This is a genomic window from Fibrobacter sp. UWB11 (assembly GCF_900143015.1).
In the GTDB taxonomy this organism is placed as follows: domain Bacteria; phylum Fibrobacterota; class Fibrobacteria; order Fibrobacterales; family Fibrobacteraceae; genus Fibrobacter.
In genome coordinates this window covers 1825384-1849325 of record NZ_FSRT01000001.1, presented here as the reverse complement: position 1 = coordinate 1849325, position 23942 = coordinate 1825384, and the positions used below count along the sequence as shown (strand labels likewise).

Here is a 23942-nt window from a genome sequence, read left to right as displayed (position 1 = left end):
ATTTTTTGAGCAAAAATTAAGGCCTAGATTAGACTATATTTAGATATGTAAATAGAGGAGCGTATTTTTGGCTGTTCAGAAGAAAAAAACTGTAAAGAAACCGAAGAAAACTAAAGTTGAACCGAAAAAGAATGTTCAAGAGCCGGATTCGTACTTTATCACGATGATGGTGGGTTATTTGGTGTTGATTGCCGGTGTCGTCCTGTTGCTTGGCTGCATTACGATTTCGATTGTGGGCGAAAATGAAAACTGGCTTGGCAATTATTTTGGGGTTATGTTCCCGGGCTTTATGACGTTCCTGTTTGGGCGTGTGGCGGTTGTCGTGTTTACGGCTGCGCTTGTCCTTTGGGGACTTTTTATTGCGATTGCATCGCTCCGGACGAAGTTGTTGCGATTTGCTGTGGGCGCAAGTTTGCTTGTGGTAAACGTGTCGTTCCTCATGTCACTCAAGAATTTTGGCGTTAAGAGTGTTTCGAATGATGCGCTCTCGATGAGCGGTGGCGTCTTGGGTGAGTTCTTTTTGCAGAACTTGGCGATACCCGTGTTTGGGCGTGTTTCGTTTGTTGCTCCGCTGATTTTGCTTTTGACAACGTTGGCGTTGATTCTTGTTCTTTCGTTTGGCGTGCGTCCGCGTCACTTTAAGTTTGTAGCACAGACGATGCGGTACATGTGCGGTGTATTTGGACAACGCCGTTCGCAGGGTACGATTGAGGTGGAAACGGTTGAAGTCCCGACAGTAAAGGATAAGAAGGAATCCGAGAAAAAGACGCTCCGCAAAGGCGTGGTGATGGAAGACGAAACGATGATTTTTGTTCCGGATTCCGTGAAAATGCGCAGGCGCGGAAAGGTCGAACCGTTCAATGGTCGCCATAACTGGCTCACGGATGAACTCGATGTAAGCCGCTCGGATATGCAGACTCAAGTCGGGAACGATGCGTTTGGATTACCTCAGTATGCGGCGGGAAATGTTCCAGGTAACGCTGTGCCGGGAAATGTTGCGGCGAATGCGCCGATTGGGATTGTGCCTTCTGGGGCTACGTTGGGTGGTGCTGACGATGCTAGCGGAATGGAAGATCCGGAAATTCGTCGTTTGGAAGAAGAACTTCGCTTGAATGAACGCCACATGAATGCGCTCCAGATTTTGGAAATCAAGGAACGCATTGGGGCGTTGCGCCGTGCGCGCGACTTGATTGATTGGGAAAAAGGTCATCGTGGTCGTATGCAGGTTAAGGGCGATGTGCGCCGTAACGGTGATGCCGAAACTCTGAATGCTACAGCCAATGCTGCTAGCGCTGCTCAAAATGAAGCGAATGTGGCTGCACGCCGAACTGCCGAAAGGACTGTTGTTGGTCGTGCTGATGTGCCGCAATCCGCGAAACCGCAAACGATGGCGAATACGGTGGTGCGTGATGCAACGCTTTCGGATTCTGTAGCAACGCGTGCTGCAATCCATGCCGAAGATCTTTTGGGTGGCGATGGTGCCTACGTTGAAGATTTCCCGGGAAGCCCGGCTGTTGAAGATGATGAAACCTTTGCTCCTGTAGTTGTGACTGCGGACGAAGTAGGCGAGGACCCGACTTTTGGTGAAGGTGAGTTTGCTGGCCGTTCTCGCGGTGGTGAAGGTCGCGCAAATGCTGGTGAAAGTGCGCGCCCAGCAGCGAAGGCTGTCCAGTCTGCTCAAATTCCGCCCGCGCCTACAGCCTCTTACGATGAATACAAAGTTCCGGAAATTGCAAAGATTCTCGACACGCACGAAGTGCAGACGGCCGACTACACTGAAGAAGAGCTGAATGCCATCGGCAAGATGCTTGAAGAAAAGCTTGAAAACTTCAAGGTCAAGGGCCGCGTGATTGGTTGCGAAACGGGCCCGATGATTACCCGTTTTGAAGTGGAACCGGGGCCGGGCGTGAAGGTGAGTCGCTTCTCGGCATTGCAAGAAGATTTGGCGCTCCCGCTGAAGGTCTCGTCGATTCGTATTTTGGCGCCGATTCCTGGCAAGGCTGCCGTGGGCGTTGAAATCCCGAATCGCAAATTCCAGACGGTGTTCTGCCGTGATGTGTTCTTGAGCGAAAAGTTTAAGCCCGCGCCGGACAAGATTCTCGTGGCGCTAGGCAAGGACATTACAGGTGAATCGTTCACGATGGATTTGGCGAAGGCTCCGCACTTGCTTATTGCAGGTCAGACGGGTTCCGGTAAGTCTGTTTGCATTAACGCGCTCATGGCGTCGATGCTATTCAGCAAGACTCCGGATGAACTCCGCATGATTCTTGTGGACCCGAAGGCGGTGGAACTCAAGATGTACGAAAACATCCCGCACCTCTTGGCGCCTGTCATCACGAAGCCCGAAATTGCTATCCAGGCGCTCCAGTGGCTCTGCTACGAGATGGACCGCCGTACGGAAGTCTTGGCATCTGCAAAGGTGCGTAACATTGGCGGTTTCAACGCAAAGTTTGAAGCGGGCGAATTGCCGGATGAAGTCCCTGAAGAAGACCGCGGCCATCGCATGGCGTTTATCGTCGTGATTATCGACGAAATGGCGGATCTCATGATGGTTGCCGGCAAGGAAATCGAAAAGTCTGTAGCTCGTTTGGCCGCAAAGGCTCGTGCCGTGGGTATCCACTTGGTGCTGGCAACGCAGCGTCCGTCCGTGAAGGTCATTACGGGTATCATCAAGGCAAACTTGCCGACGCGAATCAGCTTCAAGGTGGCATCGCAGATTGACGCCCGCACGGTAATGGACCATGCCGGTGCCGAAAAGCTTTTGGGCCGTGGCGACATGCTTTACAAGGCCGTGAACGATCCGGATCCGGTGCGCGTACACGGTGCGTTTTTGAGCGATGAAGAAGCCGAACGCTTGGCCGACGCCTGCTCTGACCAGAACGTATTCTACCCGCAGGTGGAATCGTTCGATGTCTCGGGCGGCGAAGATGGCGACGACGAAGGCGGCGGTTCGCTGAAAAACGAAAAGCTTGACAAGTTGCTTTTCGAAGTCGCGCAATGGGCGATTAGCGTGAACGGCCTTTCGACTTCGGCGGTGCAACGTCACTTTAGCGTGGGTTACAGCCGAGCCGGGAAGATTGTGGACCAGCTGTATGGCCTTGGCGTGTGCGGCCCGAGCAAGGGCAATTCGAAACCGCGTGCCATGCTTATCGGAATGGACGAACTCATGCAACTCGAACGCTCCGGGAGATTCGGCTAGGCTTCCCTGAAAATTGTTTTAAATGAAAAAGCAACTCTATGGGAGTTGCTTTTTTATTTTTTGTAATGTTATGGATTATATTTGAAGTTGGGATTGTTTTCCGTAAGAAGGTGAAAAAGTTGTTTTCAGAACAAAAAGAAATAAAAAGTCTTTCCGCTTATTTTGATAAGTTAGACCTCTTTTCTGAACGAATTGCCGTTGTCGACCATGACGGCGAACGGAATACGACATATCGGCAATTCTATGAAAACAGCAAGAAGGTGAACGCCTACCTTCGTAAAAAAGGGATTGGGAGTGAAGATACGGTTGCAATTCATGTCCCGCGCGGAATGGAATACATGGCTATTCGTGTGGGAGTCATTATGGCGGGGGCTGCCTGGGTCTCGCTAGAAGATATGATGGGGCCAGAGCGTATTGCCTTTGTCAAGAAAGACTGCAACTGCAAACTCGAATTCACCATGCAATGCTGGGACGAGGCGATGAAGGAGGTTCCCTGTGCCGAAATAAAAACAGCTAAGCCTCATGATCTTGCCTTTTACATTTACACCTCGGGCAGTACGGGAACCCCCAAGGGCTTGGCTCAGGAATACGGAATTTATAAAAATTTGATTGAAGGATGCTGTGGGTTCATGGAACCTTATTCCAATCCGCCATCCCGGTTTGCGCATGTGATTCCTGAAAGTTATGTGGGCGGCGTCTATATTACCATGGGTGAATTGTTTGTCGGAAATACAGTCCATGTTCTGTCTTTTAATTTTCTTAGGGATATAAAAGACCTTGCTCGGTATTTTGCAATAAACGGAATTGACACGACTTTTATGACTCCGCATTTCTTAAGGGCGATGCTGAAAATGCCTAGCTTTACGCTTAGGGCGGGTTTTACAGGCGGTGAAATTGTTTCTGATATTTATTCTCCTGAGTTTGATATAGTCAATATTTACGGCTCGAGTGAATTTGGTTATACCTCATGCCTTTTTACGCTGGATAAAAGCTACCGCAATACGCCCATTGGCTATGCCACCTGCAATTCAGATATTGTCTTGATTGACGAAGATGGAAACGAAGCGGACGAGGGTGTTTTCTGTATTGCGCTTCCGTTTTTCAGAAGGTACAATAAGGATTACGAAAAAGACCAGTTCATTTTGCATAATGGAAAAAATTATTTTAAAACATCCGATTACGCCAAAAAAGACTCTGACGGAAAATACACCATTCTAGGTCGCATCGACAATATGGTGAAAATCAACGGGAACCGAGTTGATCCTTCCGAGATTGAATCAGCCGCAAAATCGGCATTGTCGCTTGAATTCTGCGTTGTAAAGGCTTTTGCAAAAAACGGCTTAGTAAGGCTCGGACTTTATTATAAAGATGAAAAAGAAATAGATGTTGCCGAAGCCGCTAAAAAATTGGAATCTTACCTTCCGATATTTATGATTCCCTCGTTTTTTGTCAAGCTGGATGAAATTCCTTTCAATGCGAATGGCAAGGTGGACAAGCTAGCCCTAAAAGAACCGGATAATCTTGAAGACTTGTGCTACGTTGTACCGGAAAATGAATTGCAGAAAAAAATATGCGACCTTTTTGAGAAAGTCCTTGATGTAGACCGCAAAATAGGAATCGATGACGACTTTTTCTTTTTAGGCGGAGATTCTATATGCGCAATGGAACTTGTTTCAGAAAGCCGCAATGTTATAGAATCATTTTCTTTTAAGTTTGTCTATGGCGGACGAACTCCGCGTAAAATTGCAGAACTTGTTCAAAGGCAAAAAGCAGAAAATCATTTTCAAAAAGGTCCTGCTTTTTTGAGTGGTGTGCTTGAAAGAAAGGGCGTTCCTGTAAACGAGATGCAACTGAATTTCCTGAATCTTGATTTCAAGCAGCCAGGAACAACAATGTTGAATCTTGCCTATAAGTTTAAACTATCGGACGAAATTGATTTGGATAAGTTTTCTGCTGCCCTTTCAAAGGAAATTGCGGCCCGTCCTGTTTTGTCCAGTGTCATTGAAAAACGGGGACCCGAGTTTTATATTCGAAAACCCGCAGACAATTCCCACGAAATTCCTGTTGAGGAAATGAATGCCTCAGAACTGAAGATTGCCGAAGAAGAAATTTCCCGCCCGTTCAATTTAGACGGCTCTCCACTTTTCAGATGTCGCCTTGTCCGTTCAAAAAACGAAAAATTTCTTCTTTTATGTGTTTATCATACTGTTTGTGATGGTCTTTCGTTACAGCATTTTTTGAAAGATCTCTCCCGTGTTTACCATGGAGATGAACCCTCCAAGGATTATTTTTATCCGCTTCTTCAAAAGGATTACGAACTAAGAAACTCAATGACATTTGAAGAAGATAGGGAATTCTTTATATCCCGCTATAGAAAAGAGAATTATGACGCCATTCCAAGGGTTGATTTTGATTTGAAAGAAAATGTAGATGGTCAAGTCACAAAGCCCTTTCCGTTCTCAAAAAATGAAGTGAAAGAATTCTGCGAAAAAATAAAAATAGGAGAGAATGCGTTTTATTGTGCCGCTTTTGCGTTGTCGGTTTGCCAGTACAACAATTCCAAATTAGTCCGGTTCGGTTGGGTTTGGAACGGCAGGAACGATGTAGAATCCATGAATTCGGTAGGTGTTTTTATTCGCGAGATTCCTATTGCTTTTTCGATGGAAAAAGAAAAAAGCCCTCGCGTGTATTTGGAAAATGCACAAAAACAGATTGAAGAAGGGATAAATCATGCGAGCCTTTCGTATTGCTTGGACGAATGGTTTATGCGAAAAAACGGGGCTGCAACGGTCATATTCCAAAACGATGTTTATGATTATCGTGTTATAGATGAAATTATAAGTGGTGTGGAGGGAATCTTTTCGGATAAGTATCCTACAGCCTGCGAAAGTCCTCTGGATTTAGAAATTATTGACAGTCCTGAAGAATTCGAGGCTCTTTTTGACTACAACGGAGCGTTGTATAAACCAGAAAGCATGGAAAAATTTGCCGAGATATTCGTTCAAAATTGTGAAAAACTACTGAAGGAGATGTAATGGAAATCAGGTCAAACTTAAATGGCGATGAATTGAAAGTAGAACTTTCGGGGGAGTTGAATGCGGTGACGGCTCCAGAGCTTTCGACATACCTTGCTCCGCATCTCGAAAAGATAAAGTCCCTTGTTTTTGATTTCAAGGAGTGCGACTTTGTTTCGTCGGCAGGAATCCGCGTGTTGCTTTCTTCTTTCAAGACTTTGAAAAAGAATCAGGGCAATATGCGACTAGAAAATGTGGGCCCGAATTTTAAGGACGTTCTCGAAGCGACCGGGCTAGATGTGGCGTTTGGAATTTTGTAACAGAAGCAATGTTCAAGACATTTCTTTCAAGAAAGTTTTTTTCGCTCTTGCTATCGAGTACAATTGGTCAACTCGTTATTACGGTGCTGACCCTTTCAGACTCGATGATTGCTGGTGTAATGCTCGGTGAAGATGCCGTTGCTGCCATTTGCCTAGTTGTCCCAGCTTATTCGTTGGCTGGTTTTTGGGGATGTCTGGTTGCCTTGGGTGTTCCCATTATTTATAACCGGGCCATGGGAGAGTTTGACAAGAAAAAGGCCGATCGTTGTTTTGCGTTTGGATTATTCATGTCTCTCTTGATGGGAGTAATTCTGTTTGTCACCTTTATGGTAATCGGGGATGCTTATCTTCGCTTTTATGAACCGTCTTCAATTGTTTTCGGTGCGGCAAAGGATTATTTCTTTTGGTACAAGTTTACTTTTTTACTGTTGCCGCTTTATACTCTGATGTATGTGATGGTCCTTGCCGATGGCGATGAAACATTGTCAATGGTTTCAGGAATCGTGCAGATTGTAGGGAACATCGTCTGCTCAATTGTTCTTGTAAAATTTATCGGTATTGCGGGAATTGGACTTGGCTCGTTTATTGGAACTGCTGCGGCGATACTCGTTTCTTTTGCACATCTTCTTCGTCAAGGCAATTCGCTAAAGCTTGGCTTTTACTTCTCGTTTAGGTGGCTTGTCGATGTTGTAAAATATAGCGCGGTTGATGCGGGCTCCTATCTTTTTTTGGCTTGTTTCATTGCGGTGATGAACCGTTTTATAACCTTCGCTTACGGCCCTGAAATGCTGGTGCTTGGTGCTATAGTCCTTTTTATAAAAGAGATACAAATCTTGTTTGATGGTGTGGGGGAGTCGTTCACTCCGTTGATGAACATCTACTTGGGCGAAGAATCCTATGATGCCGTCAAAAAATGTTATCGTCTTTCTCGAAACACGGCTGTAGCCGAAGGTCTTGCGTTGACGCTGTTGCTGCTTTTGTTGGCGCCCTATGTTGTGAAACTTTATGATATCTCTGATCCGTCGATGTATTTTTATGCGGTAGGTGGTGCTCGAATTGAAGTTTTGGGGCTTGTATTCTTGAGCTTGCTATACCTGTTGAGCTCTTACTATTTGCTCATAGACAAGATTAAACTTGGATTTATGATGAGTGCGCTCCGGGATGTACTTGTGGTGACTCCGGTTTGTGTGATTTTGGGATATTTCTTTGGGGTGTATGGAATGTTTGCCGGTGTCGCCGTTAGCCCTGCGTTGGCTTATGTGATATCGGTTCTGTATATCCGCATTCGTTATGGAGCAGAGAATTATCCATTGCTGCTTGCGGATAAGCTGAAAGGCTTCAAGCATAAATTTTACGAGTTGAAATTGGACCCGGCATCGATTGTTAAAACTCAGCAGCAGGCAGAAAAGTTTCTTTGTGAAAATGGTGTTGACCGTAAGATTGTCTCAAAGGTGAAGTTATTGATAGAAGACATTTATATGCTGATTTATGAAAAAAATGGTGCCGACAAAGCGGTCTATGCAGAGTGTACTGTTATTATTCGCGAAACGGGCGTACAGATTATAACCAAGGATGACGGTATATTGTTCGATTTGTCCAGTGACGATGTCATCGCCGGGTCAATTGTTGAATTTATGGTTTCGGGCTATATGGAAAAATTGAAGGAAAATAAAAAATACTTGACGACCATGAGCTATAACCGGAATACATTCAAGGTAAACAACGAGGTGCGAGTATGATTCAATATGGCATTACGGAAACCATTTTTGCTGAATTGTCCCTGTTTTCAATATTGTTGCTTTTATTCTTGCTGTATAACAATATCGCTCTGTATAAAATAAGTATTAAAGATAAACTCTCTGTTGTCCTTGTGTCGACAATCGTATTGTCGACTTTTGAATGGATTTGGCACTATGTAGATGGAAATGCGAATTTTCGAGTGCTGAACTATATTTGTGCCGATGTTTACAGCGTCTGTTTGATGATTGCCGTATCCATGTTTACGCTGTTCAGCTTGGAACGTTTTGAATTGAATTTTAATCCTAAAAAATTGAATGCTTTATTTTTGGTAACACCTACTATTTTGACTCTTCTTTTGTGCCTCACAACGCCTTGGACTGGTTTAGTGTATTCCGTTGATGAGGGCGGATCAATTCAGTATAAGGAATTGTTTGACTTCTTTCTTGTCCCTGTATATTTTCTTTATATGTTATTTTCGATTTTACTTGCAATTTATTATGTGATAATGCATCGTAAAAAGAAAAAAGAAAAAGTGGTTTATGCAAGAAACCTGTTGATATTTGCTATATTGACTGTGTGTGTCCAGGCTTTTCAGACCTATATTTTTAGAAATGATGGAAATTATTTGATAACAAGCCTTTCTTGGGCGATAGGCTTTGTATTCTTTACGACGTATGTGAATACGGATCGATTTGTTAAAAATCGTGAAAAAATTGCTGCCGTAGAATCGGATTTGGCTGTCGCAACAAATATCCAGTTGGCAGCCCTTCCTGCGGTAGAAAATGCCTTGCCGACGCACCCTGAGGTCTGTGTTTCTGCATCAATGACTACAGCAAAAGAAGTGGGCGGTGACTTTTACGACTTCTTTGAAATAGATGATACGCACATTTGTTTTGTGATTGCCGATGTGTCGGGAAAAGGTGTGCCTGCGGCTCTTTTCATGATGGTTGTGAAAACGATGATTCGTGACCATGCATCCATGAAACTTTCTACGGCGGAAATCTTCAATGATGTGAACCGCCTCTTGTGCGAAAACAATGCCGAAGAAATGTTTGCGACCGCCTGGATTGGCATTCTGGATACTAAAACCCAAATCATGAAATGCACCAATGCAGGGCATAATGCCGTGTGCTTTGCCAAAAAAGATGGCAAGTTCGAATTCTTAAGGCAACGGCATGGCGTGTTCCTTGCCGGCTTTGACACTACGCAATATAAAGAAGCCGAAATCCAGTTCGAAAGCGGGGATTGCCTTTTCCTCTATACCGATGGTCTTACCGAGGCTCACAATGCGTCCGCTGAACTTTACGGCGAAAAACGGCTTTTGGATAAGCTAAATGCCATCGAAACGCGCGGCGGCGAAAGCTTCTTGAAGCAAATCGCCGAAGATGTGAATGCTTTTGCTAAAGGAACGGATCCTTTTGATGACCTTACGATGATGGTTATCAGAGTTGACTAGAATACATGCTTCCACTGGATGCCTAACATGTAGAAAATCCATTCCCTGCCGCTGTAGGTCATGAGGGGTTCGTGCTCTATGTCTTTGTATTTTTCGCGGAAACTTCTGCGGGATTCGAAATCTAAAAGCACATAGAGTTTGTCTTTCTTGTTGAGGGCGATTTCTGCCATGGACCAAATGTCAATCGTCATGAAATCGCCCTTGTAGTTTGACGAATAATTACCGTAATCGCTCGATTTGTAATGGCCGGAAAGCGTTGCTCCGATGCCGATCATCGAAAGTTTCAAAGGCATTTGGTAACCGACAAAGTATTCCTGCTCGTACACCCAGCCGCTAGCCAAGCCGTCTGTGGTCCGCCAGATCCATACGTCGGCTTCGGTGCCGGTTAATTTCTGGTACCCGGCCTTGTAGGTAGCTGTAGCCACGACATGGTGCCAGTCGCCTTCCCAGAGGGCCGCCAAATCAAACATAAGGCATGCACTCGCCCAGCCGTACAAGTACCAGTGTGCAAAGGGCGTCAAGTCCTTATATTCAGGTTCTATGGCGCTGTATTTGGCCATTCCTTGGAATAAGCCAAAAGTATTCCAGCCGGTTCCTGCCGTGCCACCGATGGCAAGCTCCAAAAAAGCAATGGGCGATACGGTAATTTGGGCGATTGGTGCAATTGTGACGGGTGAAATTTCTAGCCCCATGTTGAATGTCACATGATTGTCCGCTGTGAATTCGTCGTCTCCGCGCAAGAAGGGGAGCGAGTAGGCAGCATCAAATTCTACAACGACTTCAACGCCATCGTAAGGGCTGCTAAAGCCCGAAAAATGAGTTGCTCCGCGGTGGTGTTCTGTTTCGGGGTAATATGCCGCTGATGTCGTTGCTGAAAACTCCCAAGGGGATTTTTCCTGTGCAGCGTCGGATGATTTTGCGGAGGCGCTCTCTTCTGCGAAAAGGAGACTGCAACTTATTAGTGTAGCAATAGGTAATGTGAGTTTATCCATTATAATTCTCCTTTTATGGTTTGCTTTGGGGCCATATCTCTTACAATGATGTTTTTAACTCATTCTTAGAAACTCATTTTCCCTTTAAACGTAATGCTGCTTAAATTGCGATAGTCGCTATACAATCCTTTTTTGTTTTCATCGGGACCTTCGTAGTAAATGTCTCCGATGATGCTTAAAGTGATGGCGTCCGTTAGCTTGTAAGCTGCTTCAATTTCGCCTGCGCTAGAAAAATTACGCAAATCAAGTGCGCCCGAAACCATGAGTGTTAACGTTTCGTTCAGGAGCGTTTTTTCGACACTCAATGTTGCTTGGTGTTCAAAGTTTCTGCGGTCGATACTTTTTTCGTGATTGAATACAATGTCGGAGATGTATTGCGCTGTAAGTGTCCAGCCGCCGCTTGGGGTCCAATCAAGCCCTGCAAGGCTTATGAGTTGGTGCTTCTGCAAACTGGTTTTCACGTTTTTACCGCTGAATTGACGTTGTATTTGATTTTCTGCCGTTGTTTGGAAATGGCGTTTGGGGAAATATGCTTCTTCAAGTCGAATTACAAATTCCCCTGCCGGGATGGCGGCATCGAGGCCAATCATCATCATGCGTTTGTACTTGCCGGAAATATCAATTTCAAAGATGTCATCGTAAATACTTGAGTTGTCTTTGGAATCCGCAGAATTATATATGACCGTATGGGGGTCGTACTTGAAAAATGGGGTGTCGTCCCAGCCGTAAAAGTAATACAGCGACACGTCTGCAAAAGAGGTGTAGGCACTTGCCCTAAATGCGTATTCGCTGTTGGAAACATGTTTGCTTGGATGTTCTAAATCGCGGTAGTCCTCCGGTGCGTAAATTCTAATCCCATCTACGTTTGCTGGGAAAACTTTTGCTTTGAGCGGGTTGCCTTTTGCAAGCGGCAGAATGCTAGGCGTGAAGAACGGAATGTAATACACGTCCGCTTGGATTTTTTCCGTCAAAAGTGAAAGACGCACGGCATCAACCCCAAGTCTGGATTCATTGTAATCGCTAGCGATAAAGCTGGCTTCGTCTTTAGGACAAATGACATCTGTTATTTGAATATCGTCTGCTTTTCCCCAAGAGACTAATTGTCGACCGACTCTGAGGGCGAGCATTTCGCCTTTCCAGTCGATGTATGCTTCTTTCAGCTTGAGTGCAAACGAGCCGTCGTCAGAGACTAGTGCGGAATATCCGTTTGCAGATTGGGAGCCTAAAGCGTCATGAACCAATTGCGCGTTCACGACAACGGTTGCTTCGTCAATGTAAGATTTTATCGTGCCATCGAAAATATTCTGGCCGAGCAAAAAGTCACCTTTGTTTTCGTGCGTGTGCGGCAAACCAATCCCTACTTGAGAAGTGAAACTTCCTGTGAAATTGATTTCCTGCGCGAAAATTGATGAACCAAAGATAAGTCCATAAATGGAGAGCTCTTTAAACATTTTTAAACTCATAAGTATGACTCCGATAAATAGTTTTATGAATTGCTTTGTTCCTCTGGAACTCGTAATGATGTTTGTTTTTCCTTGCCGAATGGTTTGGCCACATGCAAGAGCGCCGGTGTAATGGTGTAGTCGGCAAGCAATGCACTCGAAAGGCCTATGATGATCAGAATGCCCAGTACCATCAAGAAACGCATCGGGCTGAACAGGTAGACACTGAACATGGAGCATAGGATAATTGTCGTCAGGAACATGGTCGAACCAATTTCGCGGAAGGTCGCTTCCATCGCCTTGACGCAGGAACCGCTTTGTTCGTAGCGCATTTTAAGGTGCGTCGTAAGGTGGATGGTGTCGTCGACGGCAATGCCTAAAATTAGCGGCATTACCGTGATGGTGCTGAAATCAAGCGCAAAGTTGAAGTAGCCCATGACGCCGCCTACCAAAATAACCGGAGCCACGTTCGGAATCATGCCGATGAGCCCAAGCTTTAGGCTAGAGAATGCGAAAATCAGCATGATGGCGATAATCAGAAGCGAAAATCCGAAGGATTTCAGGCCTCCAAAAATAATGCGGTTGCTCATTTCGGAATACCGGATCATGTCGCCTAAAAGGGTGCATTTAGCGTCCGGGAACAGTTCAGCAAGTTTTGCCTTCAACGACTCCATATTGGCGAGCGCTTCTTCTGTGGCGAATTGAGTCATGTCCACATTGACAACGGTCGTCTTGAAGTCTTCGTCCATCGCGTCGCTGAAATCCTCACGCATTTCGATAGATGAAAGTTCCATCAGCTGAGCAAGCACATATTCGTCTTCGGGAACGGTGTAGAAAGAATCTTTTCCTTCGTTCAGGGCGCGATTCATTTCTTTCAAGATGCTTGTCGCTGATTCCACACGTGCCTTGCCGCCCGACCACTTGGTAAGCGAAAGTGTCCCCAGGTAATCTTCCAACTGTAACAGAGCCTTCATGTTTTCCGGTTTCTTGAAGGCTCCTTCTTCGTCATAGGAAATCATGATCTCGTAACTGAACTGGTTACCGAGTTTGGTCTTGAGCATTTCCTTTGTTTCTCGGATGTACGACATTTTGTCGCCTGTTATAGTAAGGTAGTCCAGTTGCGCTGTCATTTTAAACATCCCGGGGATAAATGCGGCGATAATCAGTGCCGTAACAACGATAAAGGCCCTCTTCTTTTTATAGACGAATTTCGACCAACCAGAGAATTTTGTGTCTAACTTGGTGGCGCCTTCTTCGAGATTCGCCTTGGGGGCGCGATCTTTGCCGAAAGAAAGTAAAATCGGAATTAATGTGGTTACATAGAGATAGATGGCAAGTACGACCAGGGCCGATGTTTTGCCCATCCATTCCAGGGGTTTCATGTCGACAAACAGGAAACTCACGAAAGATGCCATGGTCGTAAGAACGGTAAACAGCACCGGCCATCCGCATTCCTCGACACTCTTGATTGCCGATTCTTTGCGCTTGCCTGTGCGTCTAAAGAACAGCTTGAACATCTTGATATAATGCACCGAATAACCCACCGCAAGGGCCATGCCGAGAACGACCGGCAGTGTCACGAGGGCAGAATCGGCTTTTGCTCCAAAATAAGACATTGCGCCAAAGACCGATGCAATGGCGCTGAGTGTTGCAACGGCAGGCACAACGACGCCAAAAACGTTGCGTAGGCACAAGGCCAAAAACAAAAGCATCACGCCGATGCTACAGAGAACCCTGATGCTGTATTCGGGGACTTCGTAGCGATCTTCGTTGGCATTGTCAAACGGCATGCCACCACCGTAAAGCTTGAAACCCTTATTTTGGAATTCGTCACTTTCGATGATTTCCATCAGCTTGTATCCGATGGCAACCGAGACTTCATCTGGCACGCCGTTGAATTTTTCGTCGAGTTCCTTTCCTTTGAACGGGTGTAGCGATAGGGAAATCCAAGTTTCTCGGCCGTCGTCACTCACGAGGGCGTTTACGAGTGCATTCGTCTTCTCGCTTCCGCGCATCACGAGTGCGCGTGCGTGAGCCAGCTCCGCAGAATCCGAGGGGATGCCGTTCTCGTAAGGTTTCTTGATTTCGAAACCTTCTTCATTGCCAACAGGAATGTCAACATCGATAATCGAGGTGAGTCGGTCTGCAAACGGAATCTCGTCCTTCATCCGGGTTCCGATTTTGTCGATGACCTTCAGCATGTCTTCGCTAAAGACATCTCCGTCCCCTTGCTTTACGAGCAAAACGCCCACACCATTCAGGTTTCCGAAAATTTCTTCGTATTTCTTTGTGTTTAGCGTTATGTCGTCGGAATCGCCGAACCAGCCTTCTTCGCCAATATCGAGCGCAAACTGACTTAAGCCGGAACTGCAGATGACGGTAACGATGATCAGAGCAATAAGAACTTTCCAGCGATGGCGTAGCTGGGCGCGTCCAATCTTGCCGAAAAATTGATTCAGGCGACTGACTTGCATACTTGTATCCTATTTGACAAGTTCACGTTCCAATGAACTGACCATAAAGAAACTTGCGTTTACGGGTTCATCGTATTTCAAGTCCTTGACTTCGTACACGGTCTTGTGGTTAGACTGGACATTGGTCATGGTCAGCTTCTGCGTGCTCCAGTAGCCCTTTACCTGCTTGATGGTATCGCAAATAAGCGTCTTTAGGAGACGGTTTTGCTTGTCGTAGTATTCACCTTTGTGGGTCACGTAGGTTTTCTTGTCGATCCAGGAGACGCGGCGGCTGATTTTGGCCTTGGGGTCTTTGGCCTTGGCTTCGAGAATCCAGCAATCAACACCGTTTACCTTTTCTTCGCCAAGGATAGCGAAGTTGTCTTTGTTGAGACTGCGGGTGCCTAAGTCGTCGTAAGTAAAGTCCGTTCCTTGAAAATCATCGTCTTTACTGGAACCGGAAACGCGACGCACCTTTTTCATGGCGGGGAGGTAAATCCAGCTATCGCTATCGACGGAAGAGCCGTCAGCCTTGTCGGGATAGTCGTATGTTAAGTAACTGATGCCAGCGACATCGCGTGGTGTCTTGAATACGATGACTGTTTTTTCGGTTGTCCCTTCCTTCATGAAGTAAGAGACGAGTTCGCGGTTGCGGGTTTTGCCGTTTTTATCGACCAGAGTGAGCGAAACGGTGTAAGACGATGTTTTTCCGGATGGCAAATCGTGGACTTTTTTGGCAATTTCGTTTGCAGTCTGTGCGAAACTTGTGGAAATCAACAACGCACTTGAAATGAGTGCTTTGAAAACAAAATTCTTCATAAAATTCCCCTTGAATGTTATAAATATATTACGGTTTTGGGTGGATGAAAAATTTTTTCCCGAGTAAGACCAAATTTTTTATTCCAACTAGGAATAGCAAGCGAACTAACTTTTCTAAGTTTACCTCAGCATGCAATTGTCCTAACGACTAAAGACCATTGACTAATGACTATGAAAGAATACGCTCCTGCAAAAATCAATCTGTTTCTTGATGTGATTCGTAAACGTGAAGACGGTTACCACGATTTGGGAACCGTGTTCCAGACGGTCGATGCGGGCGATACGGTAGAGGCGACGCTTCGCGAAGATGGCGAAATCCACCTGACGTACAACGAACCGCAGAACTATCCGCTGGAATCGGACCTTGTGTTCAAGGCGGCGAAGGCGCTCAAGGAATTTGCGAAGTGCAATCTTGGTGCCGATATTCATTTGACGAAGGTCATGCCGCTTGGGGCTGGTCTTGGTGGAGGCAGTGCCGATGCTGCAGCAACGCTCCGTTTGCTCAATAACTTGTGGAACTTGAACCTTCCGTTCGAAACATTGGAATCTATCGGCGCTCGGCTTGGCGCCGACGTTCCGTTCCTCGTTCGAGGCGGAACCGCCTTTGCCGAGGGCATCGGCGAGCGCCTGACGTTCGTGGAACCGCTTGAATTGCCTGAAGGTGCAGCTCTCCTCATTGCAACCCCGCTGGACGCGGTCCCGACCAAGGATGCCTACGCGGGCGTTCCGAAATCTGGCCCGGACCGCTGGGAACAGTACAAGGCCTCTTGGACCGCGTCGTCCTCGTCCGCGACGCCGCTTTTCCTCGATCCCAAGTCGTATTTCAACGCTTTTGAGATTTCCGTGTTCCCGACGCACCCGCTTGTTGCCGAGATGAAGCAGAAATTCCTTGAACTGGGGGCTAAGGTCGCCCTGATGTCCGGGTCTGGAGCCTCTGTTTTCGGAATTTTCGAGACCCGGGAACTTGCCGAAAAAGCTGCTGTAGCGATGAAACCGATTTCTCGCTACCAGACCATCACGAAATTCTGGCATAGATAGGGCTTTTTTCAAAGAAAAAGCGCTTTTTTTTGCACGTTTGTCTTTGATAATCGGCAAATTTTTACTATCTTTGTCGCACCATTGGGGTATCGTCAAGTGGTAAGACAACGGATTTTGATTCCGTTATTCGTTGGTTCGAGTCCAGCTACCCCAATGAATTTTTTTTATCTAATGGAGATAATACAATGGAACTCACAACGCTCAAAGCTACCTCGAGAGTGCTAGGTGCAAACCGCGAAAACGCCCGTTTGCGTAAGGCTGGTCAGATTCCGGCCGTCTATTATGGTAAGGGTATCGAAGCTAAGAACATTGCTGTAAGCGAAATCGACCTCCGCAAGGTTCTTGCTCCGGGCAAGCGTTACACGCTTCTTGACCTCGAAATCGATGGCAAGGCTGGCAATCCGGCTCTCGTCTACAGTGTCCAGAAGGACGCTCTCACCCAGAAGATCACGCACGTTGACTTCATTAAGATCGCTGATGACGAATTCGTTAAGGTTCGCATCCCGGTCAAGCTTTCCGGTCTCCCGGTTGGCGTGAAGACTCAGGGCGGTCTCTTCTCTCAGGAAGCTCGTTATCTCATGCTCGCTGCTAAGCCGGCAAGCATCCCGTCTGTTCTCGAATTGGACATCTCCAACTTCGAAACGAACGTGACCTTCTACGCTAAGGATTTCAAGCTTCCGGAAAACGTTACGCTCGCTTCTGGCCCGCGCACCGTTATCTTTACGATTTCTTCTAAGTCCAAGAAGAAGGATGATGCTGCTGCTGCTCCGGCTGCTGACGCCGCTGCCGCTGCCGCTGCTCCGGCTGCCAACTAATTCTGGCAACAAGCTGAAAGGCTTTAAGAGACCTGCTCCGATTGGGGTGGGTCTTTTTTCGTTGAAAATTCTGAGTCTATTGACAATCTTGACTTCTAATTTTATATTAGTGTTCAAATGAGCAAAGATAAGAAGATAAATCCTGTATCGATTCGCAGCTCGGCTGCGGAGTATTTGACCTATATTTCTGCGGTAGGTGGTTCTGAGCAGAGTGTCGAGATGCGTTATGAAGATGAAAACGTCTGGCTGACGCAAAAGATGATGGCTGAGTTGTATGGGGTTGATGTTCGAACGATAAACGAGCATATTTCCAAGATTTTGAGTGATGGAGAATTGCCTGAAGATCCAACTATCCGGAATTTCCGGATAGTTCAAACCGAAGGTTCTCGGCAAGTATCCCGTGATGTATTGCATTACAATCTCCAAATGATTATCGCTGTGGGCTTTAAAGTCAATAATGAACGTGCGGTGCAGTTCCGCAAGTGGGCGGGACAAGTCGTCAAAGATTATACCATCCAGGGGTGGGTTATGGATAAGGATCGTCTCAAAAATTTTGGGACAATTCTTACCGAGGATTACTTTGAACGTCAGTTAGAAGCTATACGTGAAATTCGTGTGTCCGAAAGGCGTTTTTATCAAAAAGTGACGGATATTTATTCAACGGCATTAGATTACGATTCGTCGGCTAAGATTACACAAGATTTTTTCAAGAAAGTGCAGAACAAATTGCATTGGGCAATTCATGGACATACTGCGGCAGAACTTATAGTGGAGCGTGCAGATTGTAAAAAAGAACATATGGGGCTAAAAACGTGGGTTGCGTCCCCTAATGGGAAAATTTTGAAATCCGATGTTATTATTGCCAAAAACTATTTAGAAAAGGATGAACTTAAGGCTTTGGAACTGATTGTTTCGGGTTATTTAGACTTTGCTGAAATGCAAGCGAATCGGCATATCCCGATGACGATGGAAGATTGGGCAAAACATCTTGATCGGATTCTAGATGCTACAGAACACGAACTTTTGACTAATGCGGGAAAGATTTCGATGGAAGTGGCTCAGGCTCATGCGATTACAGAATGGGAAAAGTACCGCATTGTGCAGGATAAGCTATTCCATAGCGATTTTGATTACTTCCTTGAGCTTCATGAAAAAATGGCTCAATACAAGCCGTAGCCGATTTTGTATATTCTAGATATGAAATTACTCAAGCTTTTATCTTGCCTTTCTTTTATCGCACTTTTAGGGTGTGCTAGTTCTGAACCTGTCGTACAGCAGCAGGATAGCAATGCAGATGAAGTTCGTGCAAATGCCGAAAAAGCGTATAGCGAACTCGATGCGGAAAAGTAACGATATTTTTTAAGGTCTTATTATGTATTTAATCGTCGGTCTTGGAAATCCTGGAACGCAGTATTCGAACACGCACCACAATGCCGGTTTTATGGCAGTTGAAAAGCTCGCCGACCCGAGCAAGGACTGGAAATCGGAACATAAGGCGCTCACCATGAAGGTGAACATTGCAGGCGAAGAATGCCTCCTCGTGAAGCCGCAGACTTACATGAACCTCTCCGGCGAAGCGGTTCAGGCGCTTATGACGTGGTACAAGGTCAAGGTTGATCATTTGCTCGTTTTTAGCGATGATATTAATTTGGATGTAGGCCGTATCCGTTGCCGCAAGGACGGCAGCCACGGCGGTCAGAACGGGCTCCGCAACATCATTGAGCACGTGGGCGACAAGTTCCCGCGCATCCGTTTTGGTGTGGGCAAGTGCCCTCCGAAATTTGACCTCAGCAACTGGGTTTTGGCGAAGTTTTCTCCTGAAGACCGCCCGAAATTCGACGAAGCGATCGCAAAGGTCCCAGCGCTTGTGGAATGCTACTTTAAGCTCGGCATCGAGAAGTGCATGGAACGCTACAACGGTAAGTAAAGCCGTTATATGCAACGGATACATTAAAATTGTTATGAGCTCGACTAGTGATTAACTTGTCGGGCTTTTTTATTATATTGAAAGTAACCTTTTGGTGGAGGTATGTATGGTGAATAAAATTATTATCGCCTTGAGTATGGGACTCACGGCGGGGGTCTTGGCACAGGATTTTTGTAATGCAGCTAAACATACAGGTGCAAGCAAAAAAGTGAATGGAAACGAAGTGAGCTCGTTCAACGGTGTCGGTTACGAGCTTTGGTACGATAGGGCTACTTCGGGTTCGCTTACAATTTATGAAGACGGATCCATGGCATGTTCTTTCCAGAATGCTGGAGACTACCTTTGCCGTGCGGGGCTTTCGTTCGATAGCGACAAGAAGTATAACGAACTTGGCGGCGATATGCTTGCGGAATTCAAGCTCGTGAAGCAGAATATCAATGGTGCCGATTACTCCTATGTCGGTGTCTACGGTTGGATGGAAGAAGTTTCGAAATCCCCGAGCAAACTGGTCGAATATTATGTTGTCGATAACTGGCTGACGGGGTGGAGGCCTGGCGATTGGGTCGCTAGCCATAAGATGGGCGATTACACAATCGATGGTGCCAAATACTCCGTTTATTGGGGCGAACATACGGGGCCGGCCATCAAGACACAGGGCAATACGACTTTTTTGCAGTATTTCAGCATTCGTGAAAATGCCCGTGATTGCGGAGTCATCAATATTAGCGCTCACATGAGACAGTGGGAAAAGCTGGGCATGGAAATGGGTAAGCTCTACGAAGCCAAGGTTCTTGGCGAAGCGGGGAGCATGAGTAACGGCGTTTCCGGTACGGCTGATTTCCCGCACATAAAGGTTTACGTCAAAGGTGAAGAAGTTCCGTCGTCCAGTTCCGTTGCTTTAAGTTCAAGTTCTGTGGCGTCGAGTTCCTCAAAAACGGTGTCGAGTTCGTCATCGGAGAAGGTCGCGGAATCTTCGAGTAGCGTTGACGGTTCTTCGAGTTCGGGGACCGATGCGATTCCGTTTATGGCTCAGCTCTTTGACAAGGCGGGTGTTTATCAGGTGTTCGATATGCAGGGGAATTTCCTCGGCAAGGTGGAGCTGAAGAATGGTGTGTCGCTTAAGCAGGCTGTAGAAAGCAAGTTCGCCCGCTCGTCCGTTTATCTGGTCAAGCGTGGGGCCTTTGCCAAGACGATTGCTGTCGAGCGATAATTCATTGCATCAATAAGCCTCGTTGTTACCCCGGAACATGTCCGGGGCTGTTTTTTTGAGGCTCGGTTTTATGTTTTTCCTGAACTAAAATGCCGATTTTATATTATTTTTGCCATTGACATAGAGTTTTGCGGGAATCTGTGTTTCTGCATCACTCGCTTGAAGAGTTTTTTTGCTCTTGTTCTCACGCTGAAATCTGCAAATTTCCAATGTACGGGAACAAGGCGAACGCTCACGTAAATACCCGTTATTAACGGTGTGTTTTGGTATATCTGTCCGACTCCCTTGGGGCCGGTGCGTTTTTGTGTATAGATATATCACCCTTTTGGGGCGTGGGTCGCTCGCGTTTATCGTACATAGGCAATGCAGAGCCTCAGCGTGATAAATTGCAGCGACCTGCGCCCTTTCTTTTCCAGAAAAAGAGCGTTAATCCCTGCCGAACGAGAGCGTAATCCGCGCTCGTGGTTTGGTTGCTATCGCATTGTCGATTGTCGCCTTGCTGTTGGTGCGAGAGGCGATTTGTAGATGGCACGTTCGGCAACCCAGACTGTAAAAAGCAACGATGAACAGAAACAGGTGGTAGAAACAACGGAATCTCCGCTGTTGGTGATTGCGGGCCCCGGAGCTGGCAAAACCAAAACTTTGGTGGACCGTGTGTGCCACTTGGTTTATGATTTGAATGTTGCTCCTGAAAACATTTTTGTGGGCACTTTTACAGAAAAAGCCGCAAAGGAACTGCTCTCTCGCATTTCTACAGTATCTGCCACATACGATATTCAAAAGAATATTTCTGAAATCCGTGTCGGTACGCTCCATTCACTTTTCCTTGACTTTTTGGAAGAATATCGTGAATATACGGACTTGCGTCGAGGCTATAGAGTCCTAGATGATTTCGAACAGCAGTATTTGATTTACCGTAACGCCCGTCGCTTTAATGATATTGATAACCTTGTTGAAATTACAGGGAACGAATCTGCATATGGATGGAAATCTGCTAAAAAGATCTGTTCATTGGTAAATAAGGTTGCCGAAGAAAATTTGGATTTGGACAAGTTGAGCAAATGTAAAAAATCAAAGCCCTTGGTTACTTTGGCCAAACTTGTCCAGCTTTATAGGGATATTCTTTCCGAAGAGAATGCGCTTGATTTTTCAATCATCCAAACGAAAATGTGGCTGTTGCTGCAGAATGCGGATGTATTGAATTCAATTCGAGAAAAAGTTCACTACATTATGGTTGATGAATACCAAGACACGAACCGTATTCAGGAACAGATTCTCTTGAAAATTGCGGCTCCACAAAATCGCATTTGCGTGGTGGGAGATGATGACCAAGCTCTTTACCGATTCCGTGGAGCGACTGTCGAAAATATTTTGCGTTTTCGTGATAAATTTCCGGGTCTTCTCAAAAGTAAATGCAAAAAAGTTGAGATGGATAAAAACTATCGCTCGCATCCGGACATTATCGATTTTTACAACAAATGGATGGAACGGCCTTATGATGGAGAATGGGGTGAATTTCGCTATAAGAAAACTGTAAAATGTGCTGGCAGACAGAATAAGGATAATTCTCCCTATATTGGTGTTGTAAAGTGTATGGGGAAAAATACGGATGAGTGGTGCAAAATTTTTTACAAGTTTATTCGTGATCTTGAACTTAGTGGATCTTTGACCGATTATAACCAAGTTGCTTTGTTGGCCTATTCCGTAAAGAACGAAAGAATTGTAGCCTTGACAAATTATTTGGAAGAACATGATATTCCCGTATTTTCACCGAGATCTGGACAATTTTTTAATCGAGAAGAAATACAGCTTGCTATTGGTGCTTTGCTTTTCATTTTCCCGAATTGTGAAAAAGATTATTTGAATGATGGAAAAAATGAACAGTACATGGAGGGTATTTGGGCTTATTACGATTTATGCCTAGACAAGTTTATCCAGAAACTTCGAGATAAACCGGATGCTCTTAAAAAATTGCGAGTGTGGGCGGTAACAAAAGCCAAAGAAATTCTGAAGGCGTCAAGAAATACGGACTACACGTTTGCGAATCTTTTTTATGAAATGTTGCAGTTCCCGCTTTTTTCAGAATACATGGATACGGAACTGAATAGTGGTGTGAAGGATTTGCGTCCGCTTTATAATTTGGGCTTATTTAGCCAATTACTTGCTCGTTTTGAAAACATGAATGGCGTTACGGGTATTTATGCTGACCAAAAGAAACGTACTCAGATTCTTCGCCGACTTTTTAACGAATATTTCAAATTTTTGCATGATGGTGCCATTGCTGAATTCGAAGATTTCGATATGGTAACGCCTTCGGGCTGCATTAGCATCATGACGATTCACCAAAGTAAGGGCTTGGAGTTCCCTGTAACATGTGTCGATTCGTTGGATTCTTCACCTCGAAAAAATTACGAAGATTTGGATGTCGAAATCGCCGCATACTATCATAAACAAGAACCGTGGGAACCTTTGGAGCGGACCAAGTTTTTTGATTTTTGGCGATTGTATTATACTGCTTTTAGCCGAGCCCGAAATTTATTGGTGCTGACAGGCATTGATAATGGCGTGGTGCGTGAAAAGGGTGAGTTTAGAAGCCCTTCTAAATATTTTACCTCGGTCTATGCAGGGGTAAAGGATTGTGCGACTCTTTTTAAATCAGGTGCTCCGAAGGTAACTCTTGATGTTGTTAAGCCGAATAATGTAAAACATCAGTATTCGTTTACGAGCCACATCCTTCTTTATGAAAATTGCCCGACACAATACAAATTCTTTAGGGAATTGGAATTTAGCCCTGTACGCACGAACGCAGTATTGTTTGGTACGCTAGTCCATGAAACGATTGAAAATGCTCATAGGCAAGTGCTTGCTGGCAATGTGCAAAATGTAACTCCAGAGAATATGGAAAGGTGGATGCAAGAAAATTACCGCCAAATTTCCAAGGAATTGGGGGTGTATTTGCGTCAGAGTTCTTTGGATGCTGTGTTACGTCATGTCAAAAACTATGTGGAATATGCAAGCAAGGATTGGAGCCGTGTTAAGGAAGCCGAAGTTCCGCTTACGCTTTTGAAGGATGATTACATCTTGGAAGGGCGAATTGACTTGATTCAAGGTAAAGGCGATACTTTGGAAATTCTTGATTTTAAAACGGATAGCAAACCTGATGTGAATAGTGCCTCGGATCGTGAAAAGTTGAAACGATATAGGCGACAGCTTGAAATTTACGCACACATTGTTGAAGGAAAGTATGGCAAGCATGTGAGCAAGATGCATTTATTTTATACGGGAACGACTGATAGCTCTCCTTTTGTGAGTTATGACTTCAATTCAAAATCCATTGAGCATACCATTGGAGATGTTGATGAAGTTGTGAGAAAAATCGAAAAGAAAGATTTTACACGAACAAAGGAACGCATTGCGAAAACCTGTGCGGAATGCGACCTTAGGCATTACTGTGAAAATTGTTCAAAAAAGTAGTAGGCTCTGAGCTTACCGAAGAAATAAAAGAGTTTTTAATAGA

The 23942-nt window shown here is 45.5% G+C and carries 16 protein-coding genes and 1 tRNA gene; 13 read left to right on the top strand and 4 right to left on the bottom strand.

The window, feature by feature from the left end; translation table 11 throughout:
* Nucleotides 1-67: 67 nt before the first annotated feature.
* From BUQ91_RS07680 to BUQ91_RS07660, 5 genes are all read left to right on the top strand, one after another.
* Entirely contained in the window at nt 68-3199 is a 3132-nt protein-coding gene (locus BUQ91_RS07680; RefSeq protein ID WP_074208763.1) for an FtsK/SpoIIIE family DNA translocase, read from the top strand.
* A gap of 110 nt (nt 3200-3309) precedes the next feature.
* Complete coding sequence (locus BUQ91_RS07675) at nt 3310-6234, top strand: AMP-binding protein (RefSeq protein ID WP_254842282.1); 2925 nt, start codon at nt 3310-3312, stop codon at nt 6232-6234.
* The gene (locus tag BUQ91_RS07670; RefSeq protein ID WP_014547052.1) at nt 6234-6533 is read left to right on the top strand and encodes an STAS domain-containing protein; all 300 of its coding nucleotides are present in this window, start codon (nt 6234-6236) and stop codon (nt 6531-6533) included. The genes BUQ91_RS07675 and BUQ91_RS07670 overlap by 1 nt, the downstream gene beginning before the upstream one ends.
* A gap of 8 nt (nt 6534-6541) precedes the next feature.
* Complete coding sequence (locus BUQ91_RS07665) at nt 6542-8272, top strand: MATE family efflux transporter (protein ID WP_074208762.1); 1731 nt, start codon at nt 6542-6544, stop codon at nt 8270-8272.
* Nucleotides 8269-9729, top strand: a complete 1461-nt coding sequence (locus tag BUQ91_RS07660; RefSeq protein WP_074208761.1) for a PP2C family protein-serine/threonine phosphatase — start codon at nt 8269-8271, stop codon at nt 9727-9729. The genes BUQ91_RS07665 and BUQ91_RS07660 overlap by 4 nt, the downstream gene beginning before the upstream one ends.
* Here the strand turns inward: BUQ91_RS07660 and BUQ91_RS07655 are convergent.
* The 4 genes from BUQ91_RS07655 to BUQ91_RS07640 form a co-directional block, all read right to left on the bottom strand.
* Nucleotides 9726-10721 (bottom strand): hypothetical protein, encoded by a 996-nt coding sequence (locus tag BUQ91_RS07655; RefSeq protein ID WP_074208760.1) that lies wholly within the window; start codon nt 10719-10721, stop codon nt 9726-9728. The two genes, BUQ91_RS07660 and BUQ91_RS07655, sit on opposite strands and share 4 nt — an antisense overlap.
* Before the next feature lie 65 nt (nt 10722-10786).
* A complete protein-coding gene (locus BUQ91_RS07650) occupies nt 10787-12172 on the bottom strand; it encodes a DUF1302 family protein (RefSeq protein WP_074208759.1) in 1386 nt (461 codons plus the stop codon).
* 35 nt (nt 12173-12207) lie between these two features.
* A complete protein-coding gene (locus BUQ91_RS07645; protein WP_074208758.1) occupies nt 12208-14637 on the bottom strand; it encodes an efflux RND transporter permease subunit in 2430 nt (809 codons plus the stop codon).
* A gap of 9 nt (nt 14638-14646) precedes the next feature.
* Nucleotides 14647-15435 (bottom strand): outer membrane lipoprotein-sorting protein, encoded by a 789-nt coding sequence (locus tag BUQ91_RS07640; RefSeq protein WP_074208757.1) that lies wholly within the window; start codon nt 15433-15435, stop codon nt 14647-14649.
* A gap of 165 nt (nt 15436-15600) precedes the next feature.
* Here BUQ91_RS07640 and ispE point away from each other — a divergent pair, with 165 nt between their 5' ends.
* The 8 genes from ispE (at nt 15601) to BUQ91_RS07605 (ending at nt 23899) form a co-directional block, all read left to right on the top strand.
* Nucleotides 15601-16473, top strand: coding sequence for a 4-(cytidine 5'-diphospho)-2-C-methyl-D-erythritol kinase (ispE, locus tag BUQ91_RS07635; protein ID WP_254842281.1), 873 nt, complete (start codon nt 15601-15603; stop codon nt 16471-16473).
* Nucleotides 16474-16555: 82 nt separating this feature from the next.
* Nucleotides 16556-16627, top strand: a tRNA-Gln gene (locus tag BUQ91_RS07630).
* Nucleotides 16628-16658: 31 nt separating this feature from the next.
* Entirely contained in the window at nt 16659-17288 is a 630-nt protein-coding gene (locus tag BUQ91_RS07625; protein WP_074208756.1) for a 50S ribosomal protein L25, read from the top strand.
* Between the two features lie 117 nt (nt 17289-17405).
* Nucleotides 17406-18464 (top strand): virulence RhuM family protein, encoded by a 1059-nt coding sequence (locus BUQ91_RS07620; protein WP_074208755.1) that lies wholly within the window; start codon nt 17406-17408, stop codon nt 18462-18464.
* Nucleotides 18465-18485: 21 nt separating this feature from the next.
* A complete protein-coding gene (locus tag BUQ91_RS15685) occupies nt 18486-18638 on the top strand; it encodes a hypothetical protein (RefSeq protein ID WP_175566614.1) in 153 nt (50 codons plus the stop codon).
* Nucleotides 18639-18660: 22 nt separating this feature from the next.
* On the top strand, nt 18661-19215 hold the full coding sequence (gene pth / locus BUQ91_RS07615) for an aminoacyl-tRNA hydrolase (RefSeq protein WP_015732305.1): 555 nt from the start codon (nt 18661-18663) through the stop codon (nt 19213-19215).
* 106 nt (nt 19216-19321) lie between these two features.
* Entirely contained in the window at nt 19322-20425 is a 1104-nt protein-coding gene (locus tag BUQ91_RS07610) for a glycoside hydrolase family 11 protein (RefSeq protein WP_074208754.1), read from the top strand.
* Nucleotides 20426-20950: 525 nt separating this feature from the next.
* A complete protein-coding gene (locus BUQ91_RS07605) occupies nt 20951-23899 on the top strand; it encodes an ATP-dependent helicase (RefSeq protein WP_074208753.1) in 2949 nt (982 codons plus the stop codon).
* The last annotated feature ends 43 nt before the right edge of the window (nt 23900-23942 follow it).